Origin of the sequence: Nocardia sp. NPDC060220 (assembly GCF_042727815.1) — a bacterium.
Classification (GTDB): Bacteria; Actinomycetota; Actinomycetes; order Mycobacteriales; family Mycobacteriaceae; genus Nocardia.
In genome coordinates, this window is the sequence record NZ_JBHWZY010000263.1 from 1,973 (window position 1) to 8,023 (window position 6,051).

Consider the following 6,051-nt stretch of genomic DNA (forward strand, 5'->3'; position numbering starts at 1 on the left):
CGGCACCCTTCTTGATCTTCGCCGCGGCCACGTGGGTCGGACGGAAATCGGCGACCGCGGCCGCCATGATCACCGCGTCGGCGCCGAGCGCGTGCTTGTCGACCGCGGTCTTGAGCTGGTCGGCGGTGGTGATGTGGACGAGTTCGACCGCGGCGGGCGGTGCCAGCTCGATCGTGTTGCCCGCGATCAGCGTCACCTGGGCACCGCGCTGAGCGGCGACCCGGGCCAGGGCGTAGCCCTGCTTGCCGGAGCTGCGGTTGCCGAGGAAGCGCACCGGGTCGAGGGGTTCCCTCGTGCCACCGGCGGTGATCACCACGCGGCGACCGGTCAGGTCGCGCGGCAGCGCGTCGGCACGTTCGAGCAGCAGCGAGGCCAGACCGAAGATCTCCTCCGGCTCGGGCAGCCGTCCCGGACCCGTATCGGTGCCGGTGAGCCGGCCCGACGCGGGTTCCATCACGTTGGCGCCGTGCGCGCGCAGCGTCGCGACATTGGCCACCGTCGCCGGATGCTCCCACATCTCGGTGTGCATCGCGGGCGCGAACAGCACCGGACATCGAGCCGTCAGCAAGGTGGCGGTGAGCAGATCGTCGGCGCGCCCCTGCGCGGCGCGCGCCATCAGATCCGCGGTGGCGGGGGCGATGACGACGAGATCGGCCTCCTGGCCGATCCGGACATGCGGCACCTCGGGCACGTCGGCGAACACCGTGGTGTGCACCGGCTGACCGGACAGCGCCTCGAAGGTCGCCTTACCGATGAACTGGAGAGCCGACTCGGTGGGAATCACCCGCACCTGGTGTCCGGTCTCGGTGAAACGGCGAACGAGGGCACACGCCTTGTAGGCGGCGATGCCCCCGCCGACCCCGACGACGATCCGCATGGTCTTTACGCCTCCGGACTAGAGATTGTCACTCGCCCTCGGTGTGTTCGAGCAGGTCGGAGTGGATTTCGCGCATGGCGACCGACAGCGGCTTCTCCTGCAGACCCGGCTCGACGAGCGGGCCGACGTACTCGAGGATGCCGTCACCGAGCTGGTTGTAGTAATCGTTGATCTGACGGGCGCGCTTGGCCGCGTAGATCACCAGGGCGTACTTGGAGGACGTGCGCTCGAGCAGCTCGTCGATCGGGGGGTTGGTGAGGCCGATCGGAGTGTCGTACGCGGGTACTGCGGTGATGTCCGTGCTCACTAGGGGTGACTCCTGCGGGTTAGTGGGTCAAGAACTCGAATTTGTGCTAACGAACAACGATACCAACTGCTCACACGCGGTCGTTACCTCGCTGTTCACGATGACCGTGTCGAACTCGTCACAGGCCGCCAATTCGACCCGAGCCGTCGCGAGCCTGCGCTCGATCACCTCGGGCGTCTCGGTGCCGCGCGAACGCAACCGCGAGACCAGTTCTTCCCAGCTGGGCGGCGCGAGAAACACCAGCAGTGCTTCCGGCATCACCTGCCGGACCGACCGTGCACCGGCCAGGTCGACTTCGATCAGTACTGAAAGTCCGCTCGCCAGCGCTTCGCGCACCGGGGCGGCGGGGGTGCCCGATCGCTGCAGCCCCCCATGGATGTCTGCCCATTCGAGCAGTTCGTCCGCCGCGATCATGGCGTCGAACTCGACTCGGGAAACGAAGCGGTAATCGAGACCGTCGACCTCGCCGGGACGGGGGTCCCTGGTGGTGGCCGACACACTGAAAACCAGTTCGGGCAGGCGTTCCCGCACGCACCGAACGACCGTGGATTTACCCACGGCCGAGGGGCCGACCAGTACTACCAGCCGGCCCTTCCGCGTGTTTTTGTCCACCAGACTTTAGGCGTCGAAGTCGAAGCGGGTGAGCAGCGCTGCGCGCTGCCGGGCACCGAGACCACGGAGACGACGCGTAGGCGCGATCTCCAGCTCGGTCATGATCTCCGCCGCCTTGACCTTGCCCACCTTCGGCAGAGCCTCGAGCAGCGCAGAAACCTTCATCTTGCCGAGAATCTCATCGGACTCGGCATCGGTGAGGACCTGCTTCAGGTTCGTTCCACCGCGCTTCAGGCGCTCCTTGAGCTCTGCCCGAGCGCGGCGAGCGGCAGCCGCCTTCTCCAGAGCAGCGGCGCGCTGCTCATCAGTCAGCTGGGGAAGGGCCACGGGTTCCTCCGTCTCATCGTTCATTGCCAGATCTACCGCCGGTTACCCGGACGGTCTGTGCGACCGTACCCACGGTGCGCGCCGATTGCGAACCCGACCCCCAGGTCAGGGCAGGATTACGCATGCCGTATGGCGCGCGCGGACCCGATGCGGTGACGGCAGATTCCCACGTCTCGATCGTACAGTCGAATCGCTGAAATGCATCCTCACCTGCGGTTATACCGATATGGGCGATGATAGCCACCGGGTAGCGTGAGTGCCGGGTGCCGCCCTGGCAAACCCGGTGGCGCGCGACCAGCGGGTTTCCTGAAAAAGCCCGCGTGTCGCCCGATTTCGCACAGCGTGTCGTCACGATCGGGTCCGAAACTGGTCGAGAACCGCACCCGATGCGGTCGCTACGACGTCGTCGATCCAGTCCGGAATCGGGGCGGCACGGGCGATGTAATCACGGACCAGACCGTACGGAATCGCCTTCACCGCGGCGTCCGCGATGGCCAGCGAGCGGTCGTCGGCGACCCCGAATTCGGTCACCACGGCCGTCAGCAGCGCGGCGTTCATCTCGTCGTTGACACCGGCGATCGCGGCCCGCAGATCCTCGGCGCCGACCTCGAGCAGTTCGTCGCGATGAAACATCTTCATCGCCCGCGCCTCGGTCGGGTGCGCGCGACAATAGCGCGGCAGAAACGTGGCCGCGGCCAGCAGCGGCGCGGGGCCGGTCAGTGCCGTGATGAAGCCCTCGTGGAATCGGCGGATCGACCGCAGCCACAGGCGGGCGAGCAGTTCGTCACGTGAGGCGAAACGCACATAGATCGACCCGGCGTGCACGCCGGCGGCCCTGGTGATCGCCGTGATGGCGGGCCGGGTGATCGCGGGATCGGCGAGCAGGTCGCGCGCCGCGTCGAGCACCTGTTCATCGGTGAAAAGGCGGGGTCTTGCCACCGGATCAGCCTAGTGGCACAGTTTATGAATATGAATTCAAGAACAAAATTTCCCCTCGCCGGAGCCCTCCTGACATTCATCGGCACGGTGCACACCGCGCTCGGCGTCGCGGTGTTCGCCGCCGGCGATCAGGACGTCGAGCTCACCTTCTGGTTCACCGAGTTCGGCGTGGTCAGCATCGGTTTCGGCCTCGCGATGATCGCGCTGGAGCGCGCACTGGGGTACGTGCCCGGCACGGTGCTGCTCGTGCTCGGCGTCGCGACGGTGTTCGGACTCGCGTTCATGCCCCTGTCGGGGTTCATCACGGTGCTGCTTCCGCTCGGCGCCGGCGCTTTCGGCTGGTGGCGGGCCAGGAACGCGCGGGCCACGGCCTGAGCGGTCAGCCCTGCGCCGCACCCGCCCGCAGGTGTTGCAGGATGGCGAGGACCCGCCGGTTGTGGGCCTCACCGACCGGCAGATCCAGCTTGGTGAAGATCGCGTTGATGTGTTTCTCGACGGCGCTGCGGGTGACGTAGAGCTGTCCGCAGATCGCCGCGTTGCTCAGACCCTGCGCCATGAGTTCGAGCACTTCGCGTTCGCGCTCGGTGAGCCGGTGCAGTGGCGAGTCGGCACGATTGTGCAGCAGGAGCTGACGAACCACCTCCGGGTCGAAGGCTGTGCCGCCCGCACCCACCCGCTCGACGGCGTCGAGGAACGAGCCGATCGCGGCGACCCGGTCCTTGAGCAGGTAGCCGATGCCGCCGGTGCCGGTGAGGAACTCCGCCGCGTGCCTGCGCTCGACGTACTGCGACAGCACCAGGACGGCGACCCCCGGCTGGTCGCGACGGATTTCCAGGGCCGCTCTGATCCCCTCGTCGACATGGTCGGGCGGCATCCGCACGTCGGCGATGACCAGATCGGGCGGGCGCACTCGCACGGCGGCGAGCAGTTCGGTCCCGGTGCCGACGGAGTCCACGATCTCGTGTCCCTCCGCGGTGAGCAGCTGGGCCAGGCTCTCGCGCAGCAGCGCGGAGTCCTCGGCCAGGGTTATCCGCACGGAACCTCCACGGTGATGATCGTCGGGCCGCCGGGCGGGCTGGCCACCGTCATGGTGCCGTCCAGCGCGGTGACGCGGGTGGCGATGCCGGTCAGGCCGTGTCCGGTGGGGTCGGCGCCGCCCTGTCCGTCGTCGTGTACCCGCAGGCGCACGATCGATCCCACCCGCTGTACGCCGACCTCGACGGCCGTGGCGCCGGAATGCTTGATGGCGTTGGTGATCGCCTCGCTGGCGGTGAAGTAACAGGCCGACTCGACCGGGCGGGGTGCGCGTTCGTCGAGGTCGACGGTCAGGCGAGTCGGAATCGGGGTGCGGTCGGCGAGGGCTTCGAGGGCGGCGCGCAGGCCGTCGCGGGCGAGCATGGCCGGGTAGATCCGCCAGGAGACCTCGCGCAGTTCGTCGAGGATGTGCCCGGTTTCGGCGATCGCACGCCGGCGCAGGTCGGCGCGCCCGTCCTCGTCGGCTGCCCGGTCCATCCGGCCGAGCAGGATCGACAACGCGACCACCCGCTGCTGCACACCGTCGTGCAGATCGCGCTCGATCCGGCGCCGTTCGTCGTCGATCACCTCGACCATCTCGGCGCGGGTGGTGGTGAGCTGGGCGACCCGCTGGGTCAGTTCGTGCTGTCCCGGGCGCGTGCTCCGGCGCAGGCACCAGGCCTCGGCGCGCACCACCCCGAGCAGACCCTGGACGGCGAGGAAGCAGAGCACCGCGCCGGGAAGAACCAGCACGGTGACCGTCGCCCAGGTGACCTGTCCCGGTTCGGTCGCGTCGATGATCGGTACCGCGGCGCCGGTGGCAGCGCCGTAGACCACGGCCACCGCGACCACGACGCCCAGCACCGACAGCGCCAGCACCAGCGCGCCGAGCACCCCGACGAGCGCGCGGACCGCCAGATACCCCGCCGCCCGCGTCCCGCTCGGAGCACCACTCGACCGCACTTCGAGCAACCGGGTGAGGCGCCGCTGCTCGACCTGAGCGATCCGATCGGTGAGGCCCGGCGAGATCGGCGCGGCAAGCACGCCGAGCAGATCGAGAGGCACGGTGAGCACGCCGAGCAGATATCCCGCGACCGCGGCGGCGACGCGTGCGGATCGCGCCGCAGAGGTGCTCATCGGCCAATTCTCGCGTGCCGCGCCCACTCCGGCCATCCGGGCCCCGCCCCTGTCGATGTCCGACCGGCAACCACTCCGGACGCGCGGTCAGCCCACGCCGTGACACTCATCGGCCGATGCTCGGCTGTACCTGCCGCTGCCGCACGCGCCGGACGACGAAGACGGCCGCGGCCACGAGCACGGCGGCGATCATGGCCTTCTGCACGATGCCGGCGTAGGTCTCGACGACGTGCCAGTTCTCGCCGAGGAAGTAGCCCGCGAACACGAAGACCGCGTTCCACAGCAGGCTGCCCGCCGTGGTCAGCAGCATGAAGCGACCGAGCGGCATGCGTTCGACACCGGCGGGTATCGAGATCAGGCTGCGGAAGATCGGGATCATCCGGCCGCAGAAGACCGCCTTGTCGCCGTGGCGGGCGAACCAGTCCTCGGTGCGGTCCAGGTCGGACAGGCGGACCAGGGGTAGCCGGTCGACGATGCGGCGCAGGCGGTCGCGGCCGAGGGCGGCGCCGAGGCCGTAGAGGGCGAGCGCGCCGACGACCGAGCCGAGGGTGGTCCACAGCAAGACCTCAGCGATGCTGAACCGGCCGCGACTGGCGGTGAAGCCGGCCAGCGGCAGGATCACCTCGCTGGGCAGCGGGGGGAAGAGGTTCTCGAGTGCGATCGCGAGGCCGGCGCCGAAGCCGCCGAGCTGTTCCATCAGCTGGACGGCCCAGCCCGCGATGCCGGTCAGTTCGGTCGAATTCCCTGTCGTATCCATGTTTTCGACGCTAGGGAGCTCCGGCGCGATCATCAGTAGCGTCAACCACCCGGTCGACGCGGTACGACCGCAGTCGCAGGG

9 protein-coding genes are annotated in these 6,051 nt (G+C 68.7%); 1 reads left to right on the forward strand and 8 read right to left on the reverse strand.

Annotated elements, in window-relative coordinates; all coding sequences use genetic code 11:
- From coaBC to ACFWF3_RS15760, 5 genes are all read right to left on the reverse strand, one after another.
- The coding region (gene coaBC / locus ACFWF3_RS15740) for a bifunctional phosphopantothenoylcysteine decarboxylase/phosphopantothenate--cysteine ligase CoaBC (RefSeq protein ID WP_379314227.1) at positions 1 to 877 on the reverse strand (877 nt) is incomplete at its 3' end.
- Positions 878 to 905: 28 nt separating this feature from the next.
- Positions 906 to 1,184 (reverse strand): DNA-directed RNA polymerase subunit omega, encoded by a 279-nt coding sequence (gene rpoZ, locus ACFWF3_RS15745; protein ID WP_056810542.1) that lies wholly within the window; start codon positions 1,182 to 1,184, stop codon positions 906 to 908.
- A gap of 27 nt (positions 1,185 to 1,211) precedes the next feature.
- Complete coding sequence (gene gmk / locus ACFWF3_RS15750) at positions 1,212 to 1,796, reverse strand: guanylate kinase (RefSeq protein WP_379314228.1); 585 nt, start codon at positions 1,794 to 1,796, stop codon at positions 1,212 to 1,214.
- Positions 1,797 to 1,802: 6 nt separating this feature from the next.
- Positions 1,803 to 2,123, reverse strand: coding sequence for an integration host factor, actinobacterial type (gene mihF / locus ACFWF3_RS15755; RefSeq protein ID WP_056815410.1), 321 nt, complete (start codon positions 2,121 to 2,123; stop codon positions 1,803 to 1,805).
- A gap of 348 nt (positions 2,124 to 2,471) precedes the next feature.
- A complete protein-coding gene (locus ACFWF3_RS15760) occupies positions 2,472 to 3,062 on the reverse strand; it encodes a TetR/AcrR family transcriptional regulator (RefSeq protein ID WP_378989068.1) in 591 nt (196 codons plus the stop codon).
- Positions 3,063 to 3,092: 30 nt separating this feature from the next.
- Here ACFWF3_RS15760 and ACFWF3_RS15765 point away from each other — a divergent pair, with 30 nt between their 5' ends.
- The gene (locus ACFWF3_RS15765; protein WP_379314229.1) at positions 3,093 to 3,437 is read left to right on the forward strand and encodes a DUF6463 family protein; all 345 of its coding nucleotides are present in this window, start codon (positions 3,093 to 3,095) and stop codon (positions 3,435 to 3,437) included.
- A 4-nt stretch (positions 3,438 to 3,441) separates the two neighbouring features.
- Here the strand turns inward: ACFWF3_RS15765 and ACFWF3_RS15770 are convergent, their stop codons facing one another.
- From ACFWF3_RS15770 to ACFWF3_RS15780, 3 genes are all read right to left on the reverse strand, one after another.
- The gene (locus tag ACFWF3_RS15770) at positions 3,442 to 4,098 is read right to left on the reverse strand and encodes a response regulator (RefSeq protein ID WP_378989066.1); all 657 of its coding nucleotides are present in this window, start codon (positions 4,096 to 4,098) and stop codon (positions 3,442 to 3,444) included.
- Complete coding sequence (locus tag ACFWF3_RS15775) at positions 4,089 to 5,213, reverse strand: sensor histidine kinase (RefSeq protein ID WP_379314230.1); 1,125 nt, start codon at positions 5,211 to 5,213, stop codon at positions 4,089 to 4,091. Before ACFWF3_RS15775 ends, ACFWF3_RS15770 begins: the two co-directional genes overlap by 10 nt.
- Positions 5,214 to 5,319: 106 nt before the next feature.
- Positions 5,320 to 5,970, reverse strand: a complete 651-nt coding sequence (locus tag ACFWF3_RS15780; protein WP_379314231.1) for a DedA family protein — start codon at positions 5,968 to 5,970, stop codon at positions 5,320 to 5,322.
- Between the last annotated feature and the right edge of the window lie 81 nt (positions 5,971 to 6,051).